General features: G+C 69.2%; 19 protein-coding genes. 1 reads left to right on the forward strand and 18 read right to left on the reverse strand.

The genetic code is table 11. The features are described 5' to 3' along the window. Positions 1 to 26: 26 nt before the first annotated feature. The 14 genes from HNP48_RS28985 to HNP48_RS29050 form a co-directional block, all read right to left on the reverse strand. Positions 27 to 1,412 (reverse strand): formimidoylglutamate deiminase, encoded by a 1,386-nt coding sequence (locus HNP48_RS28985; protein ID WP_184863815.1) that lies wholly within the window; start codon positions 1,410 to 1,412, stop codon positions 27 to 29. Continuing rightward, a complete protein-coding gene (locus HNP48_RS28990) occupies positions 1,409 to 2,545 on the reverse strand; it encodes a histidinol-phosphate transaminase (protein WP_184863817.1) in 1,137 nt (378 codons plus the stop codon). The genes HNP48_RS28985 and HNP48_RS28990 overlap by 4 nt, the downstream gene beginning before the upstream one ends. Continuing rightward, on the reverse strand, positions 2,542 to 3,933 hold the full coding sequence (locus HNP48_RS28995; protein ID WP_184863819.1) for an FAD-binding oxidoreductase: 1,392 nt from the start codon (positions 3,931 to 3,933) through the stop codon (positions 2,542 to 2,544). The genes HNP48_RS28990 and HNP48_RS28995 overlap by 4 nt, the downstream gene beginning before the upstream one ends. Positions 3,934 to 3,937: 4 nt before the next feature. Continuing rightward, positions 3,938 to 5,200: an imidazolonepropionase gene (gene hutI / locus HNP48_RS29000; protein ID WP_184863821.1), complete on the reverse strand. Its 1,263-nt coding sequence runs from the start codon at positions 5,198 to 5,200 to the stop codon at positions 3,938 to 3,940. Between the two features lie 12 nt (positions 5,201 to 5,212). After that, positions 5,213 to 5,809, reverse strand: a complete 597-nt coding sequence (locus HNP48_RS29005) for a HutD family protein (RefSeq protein ID WP_184863823.1) — start codon at positions 5,807 to 5,809, stop codon at positions 5,213 to 5,215. A 66-nt stretch (positions 5,810 to 5,875) separates the two neighbouring features. Beyond that, positions 5,876 to 6,634 (reverse strand): IclR family transcriptional regulator, encoded by a 759-nt coding sequence (locus HNP48_RS29010; protein ID WP_184863825.1) that lies wholly within the window; start codon positions 6,632 to 6,634, stop codon positions 5,876 to 5,878. Positions 6,635 to 6,653: 19 nt separating this feature from the next. Next, complete coding sequence (hutU, locus tag HNP48_RS29015) at positions 6,654 to 8,387, reverse strand: urocanate hydratase (RefSeq protein ID WP_184863827.1); 1,734 nt, start codon at positions 8,385 to 8,387, stop codon at positions 6,654 to 6,656. 51 nt (positions 8,388 to 8,438) lie between these two features. Continuing rightward, entirely contained in the window at positions 8,439 to 10,013 is a 1,575-nt protein-coding gene (hutH, locus tag HNP48_RS29020) for a histidine ammonia-lyase (protein ID WP_184863829.1), read from the reverse strand. Between the two features lie 62 nt (positions 10,014 to 10,075). Next, positions 10,076 to 10,870: a histidine utilization repressor gene (gene hutC, locus HNP48_RS29025; protein ID WP_184863831.1), complete on the reverse strand. Its 795-nt coding sequence runs from the start codon at positions 10,868 to 10,870 to the stop codon at positions 10,076 to 10,078. Between the two features lie 23 nt (positions 10,871 to 10,893). Beyond that, positions 10,894 to 11,676, reverse strand: a complete 783-nt coding sequence (locus HNP48_RS29030) for an ABC transporter ATP-binding protein (RefSeq protein ID WP_184863833.1) — start codon at positions 11,674 to 11,676, stop codon at positions 10,894 to 10,896. Beyond that, positions 11,673 to 12,509 (reverse strand): ABC transporter permease, encoded by an 837-nt coding sequence (locus tag HNP48_RS29035; RefSeq protein WP_184863835.1) that lies wholly within the window; start codon positions 12,507 to 12,509, stop codon positions 11,673 to 11,675. Before HNP48_RS29035 ends, HNP48_RS29030 begins: the two co-directional genes overlap by 4 nt. Before the next feature lie 28 nt (positions 12,510 to 12,537). Further along, complete coding sequence (locus tag HNP48_RS29040; RefSeq protein WP_184863837.1) at positions 12,538 to 13,503, reverse strand: ABC transporter substrate-binding protein; 966 nt, start codon at positions 13,501 to 13,503, stop codon at positions 12,538 to 12,540. 298 nt (positions 13,504 to 13,801) lie between these two features. Further along, positions 13,802 to 14,950, reverse strand: coding sequence for an acyl-CoA dehydrogenase family protein (locus HNP48_RS29045; RefSeq protein ID WP_184863839.1), 1,149 nt, complete (start codon positions 14,948 to 14,950; stop codon positions 13,802 to 13,804). Between the two features lie 18 nt (positions 14,951 to 14,968). Beyond that, the gene (locus tag HNP48_RS29050) at positions 14,969 to 16,192 is read right to left on the reverse strand and encodes a CaiB/BaiF CoA-transferase family protein (RefSeq protein ID WP_184863841.1); all 1,224 of its coding nucleotides are present in this window, start codon (positions 16,190 to 16,192) and stop codon (positions 14,969 to 14,971) included. A gap of 96 nt (positions 16,193 to 16,288) precedes the next feature. On the opposite strand from HNP48_RS29050, the gene HNP48_RS29055 reads away from it, so the two are divergent. Beyond that, a complete protein-coding gene (locus HNP48_RS29055; RefSeq protein ID WP_184863843.1) occupies positions 16,289 to 17,221 on the forward strand; it encodes a LysR substrate-binding domain-containing protein in 933 nt (310 codons plus the stop codon). A 1-nt stretch (position 17,222) separates the two neighbouring features. Here HNP48_RS29055 and HNP48_RS29060 read toward each other — a convergent pair whose 3' ends face one another. From HNP48_RS29060 to HNP48_RS29075, 4 genes are read right to left on the reverse strand one after another with little or no spacing between them, the layout of a single operon-like run. Beyond that, positions 17,223 to 18,716: a HAMP domain-containing sensor histidine kinase gene (locus HNP48_RS29060; RefSeq protein ID WP_184863845.1), complete on the reverse strand. Its 1,494-nt coding sequence runs from the start codon at positions 18,714 to 18,716 to the stop codon at positions 17,223 to 17,225. Next, positions 18,713 to 19,405, reverse strand: coding sequence for a response regulator transcription factor (locus HNP48_RS29065; protein WP_184863847.1), 693 nt, complete (start codon positions 19,403 to 19,405; stop codon positions 18,713 to 18,715). Before HNP48_RS29065 ends, HNP48_RS29060 begins: the two co-directional genes overlap by 4 nt. A gap of 17 nt (positions 19,406 to 19,422) precedes the next feature. After that, the gene (locus tag HNP48_RS29070; protein WP_184863849.1) at positions 19,423 to 19,722 is read right to left on the reverse strand and encodes a hypothetical protein; all 300 of its coding nucleotides are present in this window, start codon (positions 19,720 to 19,722) and stop codon (positions 19,423 to 19,425) included. Positions 19,723 to 19,738: 16 nt separating this feature from the next. Continuing rightward, positions 19,739 to 20,215: a Spy/CpxP family protein refolding chaperone gene (locus HNP48_RS29075; protein WP_184863851.1), complete on the reverse strand. Its 477-nt coding sequence runs from the start codon at positions 20,213 to 20,215 to the stop codon at positions 19,739 to 19,741. Between the last annotated feature and the right edge of the window lie 247 nt (positions 20,216 to 20,462).

Raw genomic sequence — 20,462 nt, forward strand, 5'->3', positions numbered from 1 at the left:
TCGAAGGGACGCTTGTCAACGTATGCTCATTGTGGCGCGATGGTTGCCGCACGGGCCTGCACAAAGGCAGCGGCCGCACTCTCATGCAGGGCATGGCGGCCAGCGGCAACGCGCTGCACGCCGCCCACCCACAGGTCCCGCAGCGCACTGGTGCGGTGGCTGCCGAACACATGGGCCGACAGCAGCGACTCCACCGGCAGCCCGGCCAGGGCGATGTGCGCCGCATCCAGCACCGCAAAGTCTGCCTGCTGGCCCACGGCCAGGCCGCCAATGGGCCGGCCCGCAGCCTGCGCCCCGCCCTGCACAGAGGCAAGCCACAGGGCCGTGCCCACCTGGGGCTGTGCCGCGCTGGCCAGCACATTGCGCTGGCGCAGCGACAGGCGCTGGCTGTACTCCAGCGCCAGCAGTTCCTCGGCAGCATTCACGCAGGCATGGCTGTCCGAGCCCACGCCCCAGGCGCCGCCATGGCTTTGCCAGCGCGGCATGTCGAAGATGCCGTCGCCCAGATTGGCCTCGGTGGTGGGGCAGATGCCGGCCACGGCGCCCCTGCGCGCGGCATCGGCATACTCCTGCGGCGTCATGTGCGTGGCATGCACCAGGCACCAGCGTGCATCCACGGGGGCATTCTCCAGGAGCCACTGCACGGGGCGTTGGCCGCTCCAGGCCACGCAGTCGTCCACCTCCTGGGTCTGCTCGGCGATATGGATATGGATGGGCGCGCGCGCATCGATGGCGGTGAGCCCCTGCACGGCGGCAGCCAGGCTGTCGGGCGGCACGGCGCGCAGCGAATGCGGTGCCAGCCCCAGGCCCGCGCACTGGGCCCGGGCCAGCGGTGCCAGGCGCTCCAGCAGGGCCAGCATGTTGTCGGTGCTGCGGATGAAGCGCGCCTGGTCGGCACGCGGGGGCTTGGCGCCAAAACCGCTGGTCTGGTAGAGCACGGGCAGCAAGGTGATGCCAATGCCCGCATTGCGCGCCGCGCGCAGCAGCGCCAGCGACAGCGTGGCATCATCGGCATAGGGCCGGCCATCGCGGTCGTGATGCACGTAGTGGAATTCGCAGACCGAGGTGTAGCCCGCCTCCAACATCTCCACATAGAGCCAGGTGGCGATGGCTTCGAGCGACTCGGGCGTGATCTGCGCCGCAAAGCGGTACATCAGGTTGCGCCAGCTCCAGAAACTGTCCTGGCTTTCGCCACGGTACTCGGTGAGGCCCGCAAAGGCGCGCTGGAAGGCATGCGAATGCAGATTGGGCATGCCCGGGATCACGGGGCCTGCGGCGCGGGGCGCGCTGCCGGCCACAGCGCCCGCTGCCACGGACTGCAGCCGGCCCGCAGCGTCCCACTGCAGCAGCACATCGCGCGCCCAGCCACCGGGCAGCAGGGCGTTTTCGGCAAACAGCATGGTGGTGCTCATGCGGCCACCTCCAGGATCACGGCCAACGCGTCGGCGAAGCGTGTGTTCTCCGCCTCGGTGCCGATGGAGACGCGGATGAAGCTCTCGAAGCCCGGCTCCTTCCAGGGCTTGGTGATGAGGCCTTGGGCCAGCAGCGCCTCGTTCACCGGACCGTTGGGCCGGCCGATGTCCAGGAACAGGAAGTTGGTGGCCGAGGGCGCGATGCGCACGCCCCGCAGGGCCTGCAGGCGCTGCACCAGCACGCCGCGCAGGCGCACCGTCTCGGCAACCCCTTGGCGCATGAAGGCCTCGTCGCCCCAGGCGGCCAGGGCCGCAGCCTGGGCCGCATGGTTCACGTTGAAGGGTGTGCGCACGCGGTCGAGCAGTTGCACCAGCGCCGCATCGCTGGCCAGGCCATAGCCCACGCGCAGGCCCGCCAAGCCCCAGGCCTTGGAGAAGGTGCGCAGCACGATCCAGGGCATGGCGCGGCCCTGCAGCAGGGCCAGCACGTCGGGGTAGCCGTCGGCGTGGCAGGCATATTCATAGTAGGCCTCGTCCACCACCAGCAGCGTGTGCGCGGGCGCGGCAGCCAGCAGGCGCTCGAACTCCTGCGCCGTGAACATGCAGCCGACGGGGTTGGAGGGGTTGGCCAGCATCGCGATCTTGGGGCCGCGCGCCAGCGCCTCGCACCAGGCGTCCACGTCGAAGCCCAGCCCGGGCGTGAGCGCCAGCAGCTCGACCTGCGCACCCATCATGCGCGGGTAGATCTCGTGCAGGCCGAAGGCCGGGCGCTGCGTGAGCACGCGGTCGCCCTGCGAGAGAAAGGCCTGGCACAGCATCTGCAAGATGTCTTCAGAGCCATTGCCCACGGCGATGCACTCCGGCGCCACGCCGGTGCGTTCGCCGATGGCGGCGCGCAGCGCAGTGCAGTTCGCGTCGGGGTAGGTGCCCACGCGCGCCGCCAGGTCCACCAGGGCGCGGGCCACGGCGGGGCTGGCGCCATAGGGGTTCTCGTTGCTGGCCAGGCGCGCGATCTCGGTCACGCCGTAGCGCTGGCGCACGGCCTCGGACGAGAGGCCTGCGTTGTAGGCGGGCAGCGGCGCCACTTCGGGGCGGGCCAGGGCCAGGGTGGCGGAAACAACAGCAGCGTTCATAGGTCGAATACCTTGCCGGGGTTCATGAGGTGGAGGGGATCGAGCGCCTGTTTGATGGCGCGCATGGCGGCCAGCTCGGCCGGGGTGCGGCTGGCGCCCAGGTAGGGCTTCTTGTGCAGGCCGATGCCATGCTCGGCCGAGACGCTGCCGCCAAAGGCTGCCACCTGGGCATACACCAATTCCTCGACCGCGCCCTCCTCCCCGTTCACGGTGGAGGCATCGGTGGACAGGTGCAGGTTGCCGTCGCCGATGTGCCCGAAGAACACCGACAGGTGCCCGGGCCAGCGTGCGGAGAGCGCGGCGCGGCATTCCTGCGCAAACCGGCCGATGTCGGCCTGCGGCAGGCTCACATCGAAGTTGATGGGCGGGTGCATGTTGGCGGGCAGCTCGGCCGTGGCCTCGCGGATCTTCCACAGCGCGCGGGCCTGGGCCTCGGACTGGGCAATGGCGGCATCCACGGCTTCGCCGGCTTCCATGGCTTCGCCCAAAACCTCTTCCAACGCGTCGCGCAGGCCGGCTTCGTCCTGCCCGCCCACGTCGATGAGCGCAGCAAACGGGTGCGGCGCCTCGAAGGGTTCGCGCAGCGTCTGCCAGCGCAGCGAGGCCTCGATGAAATCGCGCCACATGAGTTCGAAGGCCGACAGTGCGCCCGGAAAGCGCCCCTGCAGCCGGGCCAGCAGCGCCAGCGCCGCATCGAAATCAGGCAGCGCCACCAGGGCCGTGGCCTTGGCACGCGGCAGCGGCCGCAGGCGCAGCAGCGCGCGCGTGACCACGCCCAACGTGCCCTCGGCGCCGATGAAGCACTGCTTGAGGTCGTAGCCCGTGTTGTTCTTGAGCATGGGCCGCAGCATGGGCAACACCGTGCCGTCGGCCAGCACCACCTCCAGGCCCAGCACCTGCTCGCGCACCATGCCGTACTGCAGCACACCATTGCCACCCGCATTGGTGGAGACGGCGCCGCCCACCTGGGCCGAGCCGCGCGCGCCAAAATCCACGCCGAACTGCAGGCCCACGGCGAGCGCGGCCTCCTGCACCGCCTGCACGGTGGCGCCGGCCTGCACCGTGAGCGTGGCCGAGCGCGCATCCACCGCCTCGATGGCGTTCATGCGCTCCAGCGACAGCGCCACGCCGCCCGCGCAGGGCACGGCCGCACCGGCCAGGCCCGTGAGGCCGCCCTGCGGCACCACGGGCACGCGGTGGGCATGGCACAGGAGCAGCAGGGCCGAGACCTCTTCGGTGCTGCGCGGGCGCACCAGCGCCAGCGGGGGCACGGGGGCCGTGCCGCTCCAATCGGTATGGTGGCGCGGGGGCACGGCATCGCCCACCTGCACGCGGTCGGCACCGAGCGCTTCGACCAGCGCCGCGAGGAATTCGCTGTACGTGGCCATGGGGTCAGCCCTGCTTCACGATGCGCCCCTGGCGCACGATGGTGTGCGCGGGCTTGTGGCCAAACCAGTACGCCAGCTCCGCCGCTTCGGCGAACGGCCAGAGCACGAAGTTGGCCGGCCGGCCCGATGCAATGAGGCCGTGCGTGTCCTGCAGGCCCAGCGCGCGCGCCGCATGCGTGGTGATGCCGGCCAGCGCCTCGGGCACCGTCAGGCGGAACAGGGTGCAGGCCATGTTGGCCATGAGCAGCAGGCTCAGCGCGGGCGAGGTGCCGGGGTTGTGGTCGGTGGACACGGCCATGGGCACGCCGGCCTCGCGCAGCGCGGCAATCGGCGGCAGGTGCGTATCGCGCAGCGTGTAGTAGGCGCCGGGCAGCAGCACGGCCACGGTGCCGGCCTGCTTCATGGCGTCGATGCCGGCCTGCGACAGGTGCTCGATATGGTCGCAAGAGAGCGCGCCATAGCGTGCGGCCAGTGCTGAGCCCCCCATGTCCGACAGCTGCTCGGCATGCAGCTTGACGGGAATGCCCAGCCGCTGTGCGGCCTGGAACACCTGCTCCGTCTCGGCCAGCGTGAAGGCGATGCGTTCGCAAAACACATCCACCGCATCCACCAGGCCCTCGACCGCCAAAGCGGGCAGCATCTCATTGCAGACCAGGTCGGTGTAATCCTGGCTGCGGCCCGCATACTCGGGCGGCAGCGCATGCGCGCCCAGGAAGGTGGTGCGCACGGTCACGCCCAGGGCTTCGCCCAGGCGGCGCGCCACGCGCAGTTGCTTGCGTTCATGCTCCAGCGCCAGGCCGTAGCCCGACTTGATCTCGATGGCGCACACGCCCTCGTCCAGCAGCGCCTGCAGGCGCGGCAGGGCCAGGGCGAAAAGCCCGTCCTCGCTGGCCTCGCGCGTGGCACGCACCGACGAGACGATGCCGCCCCCGGCCCGGGCCACCTCTTCGTAGGTGGCGCCCGCCAGGCGCATGGCGAATTCATTGGCACGCTGGCCACCATAGACCAGGTGCGTATGGCAATCCACCAGGCCGGGCGTGGCCAGGGCACCCTGTGCACCATGGCGCGGCAAGGCATTCCAGGCCGCTGGCCAGGCCCCTTCCGGCCCCACCCATTGCACAGAGCCGCCCTGCACCACCACGCAGGTGGTCGCGCCTTCGGGCACGGGTACATCGGGCACACACAGGCCAGGGGCCGGGCGCAGGCCGATCCAGATGCCGTCGGCAGAGGGATGACTTTGAGGGGCGGGGATGGTGGTGGTTGTCATGGGCAAACGGGGTCAGTCAGAAGGTTCCATGTCCAGGTCGATCCAGGCGACAGCGGGATCGGGCTGACCTTGCGCAGCGGAGTCGAGGGGTTCGAGCGTATTTTCCGACGCGCCCTCCTCGCTCCACCACAGGCCCTGACCCGGCTCCAGCACTTCCTCACCGCAGCGCCAGCGCCCGCGCAGCACCATGCACAGGCCGGCACGCGCACGGCCAGCCACACGCGCATGGCCGGTCACCTGCAGGCCGCCGTGCCAGCGGCCCCGGCGCACCATGAGGTTGAAGTCGGTCGAGGTGCCGCCCAGCATGGCGCAATCCACCCGCACGTCGCCCCTGAAGGCCAGCGGCCGCCAGGGCTGGTCCAGATCGTGGTCAAGCTGCCCATCGTCCGAGCGCAGGTGCACGCCATCGCCGTCGAGCAGCATGATCTGCCGGTCCACACCCGGAAAGGCCGAGAACGGGCCCGGCGCGGCAATCGTGGCCACGCTCACGCGCCACTCGAAGCCATCCATGCCCGCTCCCTGCGGCCAGCAGGCCAGCTCGCGCGTGCTGCCACCGCCATTCTTCCAGGGCACGCTGGGGGTGGAAGCCAGGTCAAAGAATTGCACCATGTTCAGTACCCCCTTGCCGGAACAGCCAGCACAGAAACCATCGCTGTCATCGAAAATCACCCTCAGTCAATGCAATACCAATTGGCGCGAAATGCGTGCCGCGGCCACCACGGCCATGCGGATCAGGGCCTCTTCCTGCCCGCTGGCACGCACGATCGGTGCCATCAGCGTGATGGCGCCCACGGACTGGCGCGAGGCGCCGAACAGGGGCACGCTGCAGCCCCACACGCCCGCGTCCACCTCGCCGGCACTGGTGGCAAAGCCGGCCTTGCGGATGGCATCGGTCTCTTGCTGCGCGGCCTGGCGCTCGGGCGTGCCCGCACCCCACAACCCGTCAAGCACGGCGGAGCGCACGCCTTCGGGCAGGTGGGCCAGCACGCACTTGGCCGAAGCGCCCGCGCGCAGGGGCACGCTGCGCCCCTTCTCGAACGAGCAGCGCAGCGAATGCTGGCTCTCCACCATGTCCAGGCAGATGGCCTGGTCGTTCACGGCCACGATCAGGCCCACGCTTTCCTGCGACTGCTGGGCCAGGTCCACCATGTCGGGCCGGGCCTGGCGCACCAGGTGCGAGGCCAGGTCGAACCCCAGCGCCAGCTGCAGGCTCAGCGGACCGGGCGCGTAGAAGCCGTCGCTTTCGAGCACGAAGCCCCAGCGCTTGAGGCGCGCGAGCTGGCGGTACAGCGTGCTGCGCGCCAGGCCCGTGCGCTCCATGAGCTCGGCCGCCGACAGGGCCTTGCCCTGCTGGGCCAGCACGGCCAGCACCTGCAGCACCCGGTCGGCCGTGGGCACGGCCGCAGGGGTCGTCGGGGGTGCGCTCCGGGGCATCTCGCAGGCCTTCAGTCGATCAGCGCACCATGGGCAGCTTCAGGCCCTGCTTCTTCGCGGTGGCCACGGCCAGCTCGTAGCCGGCGTCGGCATGGCGCATCACGCCGCTGCCGCTGTCGTTGACCAGCACGCGCGCCAGGCGCTCGGCCGCGGCATCGGTGCCGTCGGCCACGATGACCATGCCCGAGTGCTGCGAATAGCCCATGCCCACACCACCACCGTGGTGCAGGCTGACCCAGGTGGCGCCGCCCGAGGTGTTGAGCAGCGCGTTGAGCAGCGGCCAGTCGCTCACGGCGTCGGTGCCGTCCTTCATGCTTTCGGTTTCGCGGTTGGGGCTGGCCACGGAGCCCGTGTCCAGGTGGTCGCGGCCGATCACGATGGGGGCCTTGAGCTCGCCGTTCTTCACCATCTCGTTGAAGGCCAGACCCGCCAGATGGCGCTCGCCCAGGCCCAGCCAGCAGATGCGCGCGGGCAGGCCCTGGAAGCTGATGCGCTCGCGCGCCATGTCCAGCCAGCGGTGCGTATGCTTGTTGTGGGGGAACAGTTCCTTGATCTTGGCGTCGGTCTTGTAGATGTCTTCCGGATCACCCGAGAGCGCCACCCAGCGGAACGGGCCCTTGCCTTCACAGAACAGGGGGCGGATGTAGGCCGGCACAAAGCCCGGGAAGTCGAAGGCGTTCTTCACGCCTTCGTCGAAGGCCACCTGGCGGATGTTGTTGCCGTAGTCCACCGTGGGGATGCCCATGGCCTGGAAGTCGAGCATGGCCTGCACGTGCACGGCGCAGCTCTTGGCGGCGGCGGCCTTCAGGGCGGCGTGGCGCGCCGGGTCCTTCATGGCGGCCTGCCACTCGGGCACGGTCCAGCCGCTGGGCAGGTAGCCGTTGACCAGGTCGTGGGCCGAGGTCTGGTCGGTCACCAGGTCGGGCTTGATGCCGCCGGCCTGGGCGCGGCGCACCAGCTCGGGCAGCACGTCGGCCGCGTTGCCCAGCAGGGCGATGGAGACGGCTTCCTTGCGCTCGGTGTGGTGCTGGATCAGGGCGATGGCGTCATCGATGTCCTTGGCCTGCTTGTCCACGTAGCGCGTGCGCAGGCGGAAGTCGATGCTGCTTTGTTGGCACTCGATGTTGAGCGAAACGGCGCCGGCCAGCGTGGCGGCCAGGGGCTGGGCGCCGCCCATGCCGCCCAGGCCGGCGGTCAGGATCCACTTGCCCGACAGGTCGTTGCCGTAGTGCTGGCGGCCGGCTTCGACAAAGGTCTCGAAGGTGCCCTGCACGATGCCCTGGCTGCCGATGTAGATCCAGCTACCGGCCGTCATCTGGCCGTACATGAACAGGCCCTTCTGGTCCAGTTCGTTGAAATGCTCCCAGTTGGCCCACTTGGGCACCAGGTTGGAATTGGCCAGCAGCACGCGCGGTGCGTTGGCGTGGGTCTTGAACACGCCCACAGGCTTGCCCGACTGCACGAGCAGGGTCTCGTCCTCGTTGAGGTCCTTGAGCGAGGCCAGGATCTGGTCGAAGCATTCCCAGTTGCGCGCAGCGCGGCCGATGCCGCCGTAGACCACCAGGTCCTGCGGGCGCTCGGCCACCTCGGGGTCCAGGTTGTTCTGGATCATGCGGTAGGCGGCCTCGGAGAGCCAGTTCTTGCAGGTGAGTTCGGTGCCGCGCGGCGCGCGGATCACGCGCGAGGCGTCGTGGCGGGGGTCGGCGGCAGAAGCAGCGGAGGCGGCAGCGATGATGGCGTCGTTGGCGTTCATAGTGATCTCCTGGTCAATGGGTGCGAAGAAAACGGAGGGATAGGGACAAACTCAGATGTGGCTGGGCAGGCACTGGGTCAGCGCCGCGGGCCAGGCCGATTCCAGCGCCCACAGGCGCATGGCTTCGATGTCGGGTGCCAGGTAGCGGTCCTGCTCCAGGAAGGCCACGCGCTGGCGGATGGCGGCGAGCTGCGCCTCGACCAGCGCCGAACTCTTGAGCCACGGGGTGGCTGCAGCGCCTGGGGCCGGCACGCGCTCGAAGTCGATGCCCTGGGCCGCGGCCATGGCCTCGATGCCCACGATGACCGCGGTGTTGCGCACCATGTCGGCCAGGCGGCGCGCGCCGTAGGTGGCCATGGAGACATGGTCCTCCTGGTTGGCCGAGGTGGGCAGGCTGGTCACGCTGCTCGGGTGGGCCAGGCACTGGTTCTCGGCGGCCAGCGCCGCGGCCGTGACCTGGGCGATCATGAAGCCCGAGTTCACGCCGCTGTCGCGGATCAAAAAGGCCGGCAGGCCCGACAGGCCCGTATCGAGCAGCAGCGCCAGGCGGCGCTCGGAGATGGCGCCGATCTCGGACACCGCCAGCGCGATGATGTCGGCGGCAAAGGCCACGGGTTCGGCATGGAAGTTGCCGCCCGAGATCACCTCGCCCGTGTCGGTGAAGACCAGCGGATTGTCGGACGCGGCATTGGCCTCGATGCGCAGCACGCGCGCGGCATGCGTGAGGTTGTCCAGGCAGGCGCCCATGACCTGGGGCACGCAGCGGATGGAATACGGGTCCTGCACGCGGCCGCAGTGGGGGTGCGAGGGGTCGATCTCGCTGCCTTCGAGCAGCGCGCGCACGGCGGCCGCCACGGCGATCTGGCCGGCCTGGCCGCGCGCCTCGTGGATGCGCGCATCGAAAGGCTTGACCGAGCCCTTGATGGCTTCGAGCGACAGCGCGCCCGAGGTCAGGCCGGCGGCCAGCACGCTCTCGGCCCCGAACAGGCCGGCCAGCGCCAGCGCGGTGGAGACCTGGGTGCCGTTGAGCAGCGCCAGTCCTTCCTTGGGGCCCAGCACGAAGGGCGCCAGGCCCACGGCGGCCATGGCCTCGCGGCCCGAGACCACCTTGCCATCGACCTTGGCCTGGCCCTCGCCGATCAGCACGCAGGCCAGGTGGGCCAGCGGCGCCAGGTCGCCGGAGGCGCCGACCGAGCCCTTGGCCGGGATCACGGGCAGCACATCGGCATTGGCCAGGGCCAGCAGCGCATCGACCAGCGCGGGGCGCACACCCGAATGGCCGCGCGCCAGGCTCACGGCCTTGGTGGCCAGCACCATGCGCACCACCGGGTCGGGCAGCGCCTCACCCGTGCCCACGCTGTGCGAGAGCACCAGGTTGCGCTGCAGCTCAGCCAGGCGGTCATGGGCGATCTTGGTGCTCGCCAGCTTGCCGAAACCGGTGTTGATGCCGTAGACCACCTGGTCCTCGTCCACGATGCGCTGCACCGTGGCTTCGGATTCCTGCATGCCGGCCAGGGCCGAGGGGTCGAGCGACAGGCGCACGCCGCCGGCGCTCACGCGCCGCAGCTCGGCCAGGCTCACGTGGCCGGGGCGCAGCACCAGGGTGTTGGAGTTTGCAGTGGTCATTGGTTAGTCCTGTATATACAAGTTGGCACAAGCGAAAAAATGGAAGGCTGCCAGGGCAGACCTCACTCGAAAACGGGGTTGCCGTCCGCTCGGAAGCGGCTGCCCAATCGGTAGCGCGACGAGGGGTGCAGGCAGCGCACCATGGTCACGGGCACACCCCGGCTCCAGGTGCGCCGCGTGAGCAGCAGGCAGGGCTGGGCCGGGTCCATCTCCAGCAGCTGGGCCTGGTCGATGGTGGGCAGCACGGCGTCCACCACATGCTCGACCTGGTCGAAGGGCACGTTGCGCACCAGGAACTCGGAGGGCTGCAGCTGGGTGAAATCCTGCTGCGCGAACTGCGGCACGACGCGCGGGTTCACATAGCGGTCTTCGAGCTGCACGGGCAGCCCGTCCTCCAGGTGCACGCAGACGGCGTGGAACACCGACTCGCCGGTGCGCATGTCGAGCGCCGCGGCCACCTCCATGGTGGCCGAGACGCGCTCCACCGTGAGCACTTTGCAGCGGTAGTCATGGCCGCGCTGGCGGATCTCGCTGGCCAGGTTGGCGATCTGCAGCAGCGTGGACTGGGGCTTGTCCTCGGCCACGAAGCTGCCCACACCGGCCACGCGCACGATGCGGCCCTGCTCGGCCAGCTCGCGCAGCGCGCGGTTCACGGTCATGCGCGACATGCCGAACTGGGTCACCAGGTCGTTCTCGGACGGCAGGCGGTCGCCGGCCTTCCAGGAGCCGTCCTGGATCTTGCGCGCGATGTGGTCCTTGATCTGCTGGTACAGCGCCAGCGCAGACGTTTCGGGCTGCACCGCGGGGGGCGGCGAAGCCTTGGAACGGGGTGCGCGGGCGGGGGAGGCAGCGGGCATGGTGAACGGTCGGATGGGCCGGCTCAGTGGGCGTCCGCGGCCATGGATTCGGCGCGGATCTCTTCCGTGAGGCGCGCCTTGAGGTCCATGAACTCGGGCGAGGTCTTGATCGTGTAATGGCGCGGGTGCGGCAGGTCCACCGCCAGCTCGGTCTTGATGCGGCCTGGGCGTGCGCTGAACACCGCGACGCGGTTGGCCATGAAGATGGCTTCGTCGATGTCGTGGGTCACGAACATCACGGTCTTGCGCTCGGCTTCCCAGATGCCCAAGAGCAGCTCCTGCATGAGCACGCGGGTCTGGTTGTCCAGCGCGCCGAAGGGCTCGTCCATGAGCAGGATCTTGGGGTCGTTGGCCAGCGCGCGGGCAATCGCCGTGCGCTGCTGCATGCCACCCGACAGCTGCTTGGGAAAGTGCTGCTCGAAGCCGCGCAGCCCCACCTTGGCGATGAAGTAGGCAGCACGCTCCTTTTGCTGCGCCTCGGGCATGCCGCGCTCGCGCAGGCCGAAGCGGATGTTCTGCTCGATGGTGAGCCAGGGGAACAGCGTGTAGCTCTGGAACACCATGCCGCGGTCGGCGCCCGGGCCTTCCACGGGGCGGCCGCCCAGCAGCACGCGGCCCGAGGTGGGGTGGTCGAGCCCGGCCACGATGCGCAGCATGGTCGACTTGCCGCAGCCCGAGGGGCCCAGGATGGTCACGAAGTCGTTCTCGGCGACATCGAAGTCCACGGGCAGCAGGGCCTGGGTGGTCTGCCCCTTGGGGCTGACGAAGGTGCGCGAGACACCTTGGATGGACAGCAGCGGGCTCATCGCAGGGCACTCCAGGCAAACAGACGGCGGTTGACGAATTTGAAGACGGTGTCCGACACCAGCCCGATGAGGCCGATGATGATGATGCCGAAGATGATCTGGCCGGTGTTGAGCAGCGCCTGGCTGTCGGTGATCATGTGGCCGATGCCCGAGGACGAGCCGATCAGCTCGGCCACGATCACATAGGTCCAGGCCCAGCCCAGCACCAGGCGCAGGGTTTCGGCAATGTCGGGCGCGGCACCGGGGATCAGCACGCGGCGCACGATGCCCGTCGGGCTGGAGCCCAGCGTGTACGCGGCCTCCACCAGGTCCTTGCGGGCATTGCCGACGATGACGGCCACCATCAGGATGATCTGGAACACCGAGCCGATGAAGATCACCAGCAGCTTTTGCAGCTCGCCCAGGCCCGCCCACAGAATGAGCAGCGGGATGAAGGCCGAGGCCGGCAGGTAGCGGCAGAACGAGACGAAGGGCTCGAGGAAGGCCTCCACCCCCTTGTGTGCACCCATCGCAATGCCCAGAGGCACCGCAATGACCGCCGCCAGGATGAAGCCGCCCAGCACGCGCCACACGGTCATGCCGATGTCGTGCAGAAAGCCGAACTCGGTGAACAGCAGCCAGCCTTCCTTGGCCATGGTGATGGGGCTGGCCAGGAACGTGGGCGACACGAAGCCCCCCAGCGTGAACACGGCCCAGACGGCGAAGAACAGGATGAAAAACGCCACTCCCAGGACCAGCCGCGTGCGGGTGCTCACAGGTTCTAGCGGGGCCAGGGCCCGGCGGCGCGGCCGCTCTGGCTCCAGCGAAGGTGCAACACCCATCACGCGACTCATGGTTCTATCCTTTGGTGGTTATTACTGCTTACTTGATGAAGCTGTCGTCGAACATCGCAGGGAAGTTCTCGGGCGCCTTGCGGATCACACCGGCTTCGAGCAGGATGGCACCGGCGTCCTTCATGAACGCGCTGAGCTCACCCGCAAAGAACTTCTGGTTGGCCGCCTTGTCCTGCCAGCGCAGAAAGGCCGACGACTTGGCAAAGGCCTCGCCCGTCTGCTTGACGGCCGCGCCCATGATCTCGTTGGACTTGACGGGGTCGGCCTTGATCATCTCCAGCGCCTCGAAGTACGAGTTGGTCAGCGCCTGCGCGGCCTTGGCGTTGGCCTTGAGCCAGGTGGGGTCGCAGCCCACGGTGTCCATCACCATGGGGTAGTCGATGGTGGTGGCCAGGATCTTGCCTGCGGCGGGGTTGGCGCGCACGGTGGACAGGTAGGGCTCGTAAGTCATGGCACCGTCGTTCTGGCCCGACACGAAGGCCTGGGCGGCGGGCTGGGGCTCCAGCGAGACGATCTTCACGTCCTTGAGGCTCATGCCGTTCTTGGACAGCATCCAGGCCAGGCCGAAGTACGGGGCCGTGCCCGGCGCGCTCACGCCGATGGACTTGCCCTTGAGGTCGGCGAAGCTCTTGACGTCGTTGCGCACGGCCAGGCCGTCGGCGCCGTAGGACTTGTCCATCTGGAAGATCTGCACGATGGGCACGCCGTTGGTGTTCCAGGCCACGTGGGTCTCCACCGTGGTGGCCGCGCACTGGATGGCCTTGGAGGCCAGCGCCAGGTGGCGGTCCTTCTGGGGGATCATCTTGAGTTCCACGTCCAGACCGTTCTTCTTGAAGATGCCGGCCTTGTCTGCCAGCGTCAGCGGGGCAAAGCCCGTCCAGCCGGACATGCCCAGGGCAATCTTGGTTTCCTGGGCCTGGGCCGGTGCGGCCAGCCCCACCACACATGCAACCGCCGCTGCCAGCGACGCCATCTTCACAACCGTTCGGCTCATCATCAGCTCCTGTAGGGGAAAAAAGTACTTTTGTTCATCCGGAGGGAAGCAGGCCGTGCTTCCTGGTGCCGATGATGGTGGCTCTATCGTACCTGTCTATACAGGGTTAACGCTAGGAAACCGACCTCCAGGGCCCAAGAAACCGCCCCGCTTCCCGTCTCTTGGGAACGCCCGGAGGGCCATCCCATGGTCGGGCCCGCTCGGGGCGCTGGCCGGTGCTTCACCGGCCCGGGAATTTAGCAAATTGCGGGCCAGTACCGGCCCACCAATTTGCACCAGAAAGGTGCGCGGCCAGCCATCAGCCCAGCAGGGTGCGCGCAATGATGTTGCGCTGCACTTCCGAAGAACCCTCGTAGATGCGCAGGATGCGCGCATCGCGCACATAGCGCTCCAGCGGCATCTCGCGCGTGTAGCCATAGCCGCCATGGATCTGCAGCGCCGCATCGGCGACGAAGCCCACCATCTCGGAAGCATGCAGCTTGGCCATGGCCGACTGCAGCGTGAAGGGCTGGCCCGCCTGGCGCAGCGCCAGGGCCTGCAGGGTCAGGCCCCAGGAAGCCTCCAGCCTGAGCTTCATGTCCGCCAGCATCCACTGCAGGCCCTGCTTGCCGGCAAGAGGCTCGCCGCCGACCAGGCGCTCCTTCATCCAGCGCGTGGCGTCGGCGATCGCCGCCTCGGCAATGCCCAGGGCCGTGGCCGCCACGTCCAGGCGGCTGTTGTCCAGCACCTTCATCGCGATCTTGAAGCCTGAACCTTCTGCCCCCAGGAGATTCTCCGCCGGCACGCGCACACCATCGAATGCGACCTCGAAGGCATGCGCGCCCTGGATGCCCATGAGCTTCTCGGGCGAGGAGATGGTGATGCCGGGTGTGCCGGTCTCGACCACGAAGGCACTGACGCCGCGCGCCCCAGCCTCAGGGTCGGTCTTGGCAAAGACCACAAGGAACTGCGCCTCGCGTGCGTTGGAGATGAAGTGCTTGACGCCGTCGATGCGGTAATGATTGCCCTCGCGCACGGCCCGCGTGCGCATGTCGGCCGGGTGCGAGCCACCGCGCGGCTCGGTGAGCGCAAAGCCTGCCAGCCATTCGCCGCTGGCCGCGCGCGGCAGAAAGCGCTGGTGCTGCCCGGCGCTGCCGCCGATGAGCAGTGCATCGGTGCCCAGGTAGTGGGCGCCGATCATCGACGAGGTGGCCGCGCAGGCGCGCGATATCTCCACCAGCGACAGCAGCATGGCCGTGGGCGTGACACCGGCGCCGCCCAGGTGCTCGGGCAGGTTCATGCCCATCACGCCCAGCGCGGCCAGCTGCGGCACATGGCAGGTGACGGACAGGCCCGCCTCGTCGATCTCGCGGGCGCGCGGCGCCAGCACCTCGCTGGCGAAACGGGCCACGGCGTCGGCAACGCCCTGGTCCTCGGGGGTCACACCCAGGCGGTGGATGGTGGTCATGGCAAAGCTCCTTGGGATTCAATGGGATGGGACAGAGGCGTGTGCCGGGCCGAACAGCCCGGCTTCGCGCAACGCGGCCAGCCGCTCGCCACCACAGTGCAGCAGTGCGGCCATGAGCTCATCGGTGTGCTCACCCAGCGCAGGCGCGGGCTCGGCAAGGTTGGGCGCCGCGCCGCCGAACTTGACGGGCTGGGTGGGCACGCGCAGGCCGGGCAGGCGCGGGTCGTGCACCGCGCACAGCAGGCCGCGCGCCCTGCCCTGCTCGGATTCGAGCGCCTGGGCCGTGGTCCAGAGCGGGCCACCGGGCACGCCCGCTGCCTCCAGCGCGGCCACCACCTCGGCCACCGGCCGTTGCCCGGCCCAGGCCTCGATGGCGGCGGCCAGCACAGGCTCGTTGGCATGGCGCAGTTCGTCGCTGGCAAAACGCGCGTCCGTGGCAAAGCCAGGCTGGCCGATGAGCTGCGCAAGCGCGGCGAACAGCTTGTGGTTGAGCACGGCCAGGGCGAAATGCCCGTCCTGCGCGCGGTACACGCCGAACGGCGCCGAAAACGCATGCCGGTTGCCGCTGCGCCGCGGGCTCTGCCCGGTGAAGAGGTAACGCCCGACGCCCGTGACGAGGAAGGCCAGCGTGGCATCGAACATGGCCACGTCCACATGCTGGCCCTCACCCGTGCGGCGCTGCTGCAGCAGCGCGGCCAGCGTGGCCCACGAGGCGAACAGGCCGGCGATCACATCGGACACGGCCTCACCCACCATGGTGGGCGCACCACCCGGCTCGCCCGTGGACTCCATCAGCCCGCTCATGGCCTGCACGATGATGTCGTAGGCCGGCAGGTGGGCCAGCGGCCCGGTCTGGCCAAAGCCCGACACGCTCACATAGACCAACCCCGGGTTCACGCGGCGCAGCGCTTCGGGTCCCACGCCCAGGCGCTCGGCCACGCCGGGGCGGAAGTTCTCGACCACCACATCGGCCGTGGCGGCCAGGGCCGCGATGGTCTGCGCAGCATCGGGGTGCTTGAGATCGAGCACCAGGCTTTTCTTGTTGCGGTTGAGCGCCGTGAACAGGCTGCTCATGCCCTCGCGCATGGGGCCGATGTGGCGGTAGTCGTCGCCGGTCGGCGGCTCGACCTTGATGACCTCGGCACCCAGGTCGGCCAGCAGCGCCGTGGACAGCGGGCCCGCGAGCACGCGGCTGAAGTCGAGGATGCGCACGCCGTCGAGCGGGCGGGTGGTTGCGGTCATCGCAGGGATCTCCGTGGAAGTAGGCAAGAGACCCCATGGTTGCCCATCTCTGCATCAAAATAAAATATTCAATCTTGATGCAATGGATCAACCATCTTGATCAATATCAGCCTGCGCCAGCTCGAATACTTTGTGGCCGCGGCCCAGCACGGCGGGGCCGCGCGGGCCGCGCACGCGCTCAGCGTGTCGCAGCCCTCCATCTCCAAGGCGATTGCCGACCTGGAATCGCTGTGGAACGAGGTGCTCTTCGTGCGCCGCCACGCGCGGGGCCTGGACCTCACGGCCGCGGGCCGACTGCGCCAGCGCGAGGCCCAGGCGCTGCTGGAGAAGGCGCGCGCGCTCGAAGGCCCGCGGCGCGAGGAAGAAGCCGGCCTGCTGCGCGTGGGCTGCCTGACCACTCTGGCGCCGCGCTACCTGCCCGAGATCCTGGTGCGCATGCGCGCCAAGCACCCGCAGGTGGAGATCGAAGTGCACGAGGCCGACACCGAGGCGCTGGTGCAGCAGCTGGAGCGCGGAGCGCTGGACACCGCCCTGCTCTACGACCTGGGCCTGGCGCGCGCCGTGCGCCTGGAGGCCGTCACCTCCTTCGTGCCCTATGCGCTGCTGCCAGCCGGCCATGCGTTGGCGGCGCGCAGCAGCCTCGCGCTGTCCACCCTGGCGCAGGAGCCCTTCATCCTGATCAACCTGCCGCACAGCCGCGAGTATTTTCTTTCGCTGTTCCGCCAGGCCGGCGTGGCGCCGCGCATCGCGCACGAGACCCCGTCGATCGAGATGGTGCGCTCGCTGGTGGCCAATGGCCTGGGGGTGTCGCTGCTCACCACACGGCCGGTGCGCGACTGGAGCTACGACGGCAAGCGCGTGGCCTGCCGGCGCCTGCGCGGGCCGCTCACAGCGCAGTCTGTGGTGATGGCCACCCCCGGCCAGCAGGGGCACGAGAACCCGCGCTCGGCACTGTTCGCGCGCATCGCCAAGGCCGCCTTTGCCCAGCAGCGCGACGATATGACCACGCCCGGAGCGGCTTCGCGCTAGCTCAGCCCTTGGTGGGTGCCACCTGTGCAGGCTCGGCCGGCAGGGTGATGCGCACCGACAGACCCGGCGAGGCATTGCGCAGCTCGAACTGGCCGCCATGGGCCTGGGCCACCAGGCGGCACAGGTACAGGCCCAGACCCACGCCCCCGGTGGCGCGCTGGCGCGCCACATCGGGCCGGTAGAAGGCCTGTGCCATGCGCGCCAGGTGTTCGGGCGGCACGCCGGGGCCATGGTCGCGCACCTCGAGTTCCACCCCCGTGGGGGTGCTGCGCAGGTGCAGCTCGGGCGGCGATGCCGTGGGCTCGCAGTGGCGCAGGCTGTTGTCCAGCAGGTTGCGCAGCACCAGGCGCAGGCGCCCGCGGTCCAGCGCCAGCACGGGCAGGGCCGGGTCGGCGATGACCACGATGTCGCCGGCGCAGTCGTGCCGCGCCTCCAGCTCGGTGATCACCTCGCGCGCCAGTTCGGGCAGGTTGGTCGGCTCGCGGTGCAGGGCCGCGTGCCGGCCCGCCAGGCGCTCGCTTTCCAGCAGGTCGGAGATCAGGTGCGCCATCTCGCCCAGGTCGCGCATCAGCGCATCGCGCTGGGGCACGACGTCGGGGTTCTCGGGCAGCAGCTCGGTGTTCAGGCGGGCGCGCGTGAGCGGGCTGCGCAGCTCATGGCTCATGGCCAGCAACAGGGCACGCTTGGCCTCCAGCATCTGGTGGATGTCCTCGCCCATGGTGTTGATGGTGGCCGCCAGCTGGCCCAGCTCATCGGGCCGGTGGGCGTGGCGCACGGGGATGGGCTCGCCGAAATCCCCTTCGCCGAAACGCCGGGCCCCACGGCGGATGTCGTCGAGCGGGCGCAGCAGGTGGCGCACATAGACGTACGACAGCCCGGTGAGCAGCAGCAGCACTGACAGCGTGACCCAGGCCACCCGGGGCTTTTGCTCCCAGGTCATGGCGTTCAGGCCGAACTCGATGAAGTGGCCATCGGCCGTGGTGCGCTGCAGCAGGCGGTGGCCCTCGTCACCATCGTCGAGCCAGCGCTCCTTGGGGTTGCGCGGGTTGCGGTCGCGCATCCAGTCCGGGCGCTGGATGTCGGGGTGCGAGACCCAGTTCACGGTAGGCCCCTCGATGCGAAGGTGGATGGGAAGGCGCTGCACGATGGCCTGGGCACGCTCCACGCTCGGCGGGGTACCGATCTCGCCGGTCAGGCGGTCCACATAGTCCATGAGCAGCGGCCGCGCCGCCTCGCGCCAGCCGACCGACAAGGCCTTTTGCACCCCCCCCACGAAGGTGATGGTGGTCATGCAGGCCAGCACCAGGAACAGCAGCACCAGGCGGATGCGCAGCGAGTGCCCGACCGCATCGCGTGCGCGCCGGTGCCAGGGACAGGGCTGGCCATCCTCGCCATGGTGGCGATGGTGGTGGCGCCACCAGCCCCGGCGCCCGCCTGGGGGCGGCGGGGCGCCAGTCACGTCGGCGGCGCCGCGTTGCTGCCCCCAGCGCCTCATGGTGCTGCCTTTCTCAGGGCCAGCGAATAGCCCGCGTTGCGCAGCGTCTTGATGCAGTCCAGCGGCTCGAGCTTCTTGCGCAGGCGGCTGACCACGATGTCCACCGCACGGGTGTAGAGCTCGGCCTCGTGGCCGCGCAGCTGGTTCAGGATGTCGTCGCGGCTGAACACGCGGCCCGGCTCGCGCGCCAGCAGGTGCAAAAGATCGAACTCGGTGCCGGTCAGCTCCACCGCCACCCCCTGGCGCAGCACGCTGCGGCGTGCGGCATCAATGTGCAGTCCTTCAAATTCCAGCGGCCCCTGGCCTTGCCCATGGCCCGGCCCGTCGCTGCGCCGCCGGCGCAGCACCGTCTGCAAGCGCGCGACCAATTCGCGCGGTTCGAACGGCTTGGGCAGGTAATCGTCGGCACCCAGCTCCAGCCCCACCACCCGGTCCATCACGTCACCGCGCGCGGTGAGCATGACGATGGGCAGGTCCCCCTGCTTGCGGATGGTGCGGCACAGTTCGAAGCCATCCATCTCGGGCAGCATCACGTCCAGGATGGCGGCATCAAAGCCGCCCGCCGAGAGCTGTGCCAGCCCCTCGCTGGGCCTGAGGGCATGCGTAAGCTCCAGCTCGAAGCGCTGGAAATAGACCGCCAGCGGGGGGCCGAGCTGGGCGTCGTCATCGATGAGCAGGATCCGGTGCATGGCCGATTCTAAGAAGGTCAGCTGTCCAGAGCACCGCCCAGGGCGCGGTGGCGCACGATCAGCTGGCGCAGGCGGTGCTTGGCGCCGGTGTGCAGGGCGTCGAAGCGGTCGGCCGCATCGAGCAACGCGGGCAGCGTCAGGGCCGCGTGCTCGGGCTGCCGCGCCAGCAGGCCCATGGCATGCTCGCGGTCGAACCGGGGCCCCCAGACCAGCGACATCAGCTCGTCATGGGGATCCGGCAGGCCCGCCAGCAATTGGGGGCCGTGCAGGCGCACGCGCTCGGTCAGCGTGTGGATGGGTTGCAGTGCGGGGGACATGCGTGGCTCCCTGCGCTCAGCCGCGGGACATCCAGCCGCCGCCGTGGCGGCCGCGCTTGTCCATCATCTCACGCACCTTCTGCTGCTGCGCGGGGTTCAGGCTGTCGTAGAAATCGGCCAGGGCCGCGATCACCTCGGGGCTGGCGGTCTGCACGGCGCGGGTCTTCTCTTCCATCAGGGCCTGGGCGCGTGCACGGTCGAATTTCTCGCCCGCGACAATGGCCTTCGCCTCGGCGCGCGGGTCAGGGGTCTTGCCCTTGAACGCGGCGCGCTGGGCCTGCAGGGTATCGGCCAGAGCATTGAGCTTGGCCTTTTGCGCATCATCGAGGTCCAGCTTGCTGCTCACCCGGTTGACGACCTTGCCACGGATCTCGGCGATCTTCTCGGGGCCCATCTCGCCGTGGCGGTGGCCGCCAGCGCACGCGGTCAGACCGCCCAGGACGATGGTGGCGCCGAACACGCCGGCCAGGGTTTTTTGGATCCAGGGTTTCATGGTGCAGTCCTTTCATGGACGGTGTTGAACATGGGTCTTATGGTGCGCCTGGGCGGGTTTGGGGGGGTCTCGGGGCAGTTTCGGTTTATTTCAGAATGTATCTATGGGGCCTGCCCACCCATGCTTTCCGTGCCTGCTGCATGCCTTTGCCGAGGGCGGGAGCCGGGATGTGCGCCCGGCGGCGCACCTACCTTCTTTTGCTTCGTCAAAAGAAGGTAGGCCAAGAAAAGACGACCCCGCTGCCCGT

The organism is Acidovorax soli (assembly GCF_014207955.1).
GTDB classification, from domain to species: Bacteria; Pseudomonadota; Gammaproteobacteria; order Burkholderiales; family Burkholderiaceae_C; genus Acidovorax; species Acidovorax soli_A.